Source organism: Streptococcus sp. WM07, from assembly GCF_004570525.1.
Classification (GTDB): domain Bacteria; phylum Bacillota; class Bacilli; order Lactobacillales; family Streptococcaceae; genus Streptococcus.
In genome coordinates this window covers 1-310 of sequence record NZ_SPPZ01000313.1, presented here as the reverse complement: position 1 = coordinate 310, position 310 = coordinate 1, and the positions used below count along the sequence as shown (strand labels likewise).

Annotated in this window: 1 protein-coding gene; it reads right to left on the bottom strand. The window is 43.5% G+C overall.

Annotation, left to right across the window (positions count from 1 at the left end):
- The coding region (locus E4T71_RS09365) for a Rib/alpha-like domain-containing protein (RefSeq protein WP_245165731.1) at positions 1 to 310 on the bottom strand (310 nt) is incomplete at both ends.

Here is a 310-nt window from a genome sequence, read left to right as displayed (position 1 = left end):
GTGTGTTCTTATCCGCATCTGTTGGTTCAGAAACTTTAACAGTTACTGGGACCTTATCCGTTGAACCATCTGGATACGTTACCACAGCTGTTGCTGGCTTATCTCCTGGTGTGGTTGTATCTACTGGTTCCTCAAAGCTTACCTTTGTACCTGCTGGCAAGTCTCCTAGATTTGCAATAGATTTAGATGGATCTACTTCCTCACCTTGTTTAACGGTCTGATCTTGTGCTACTGGTGTGTTCTTATCCGCATCTGTTGGTTCAGAAACTTTAACAGTTACTGGGACCTTATCCGTTGAACCATCTGGATA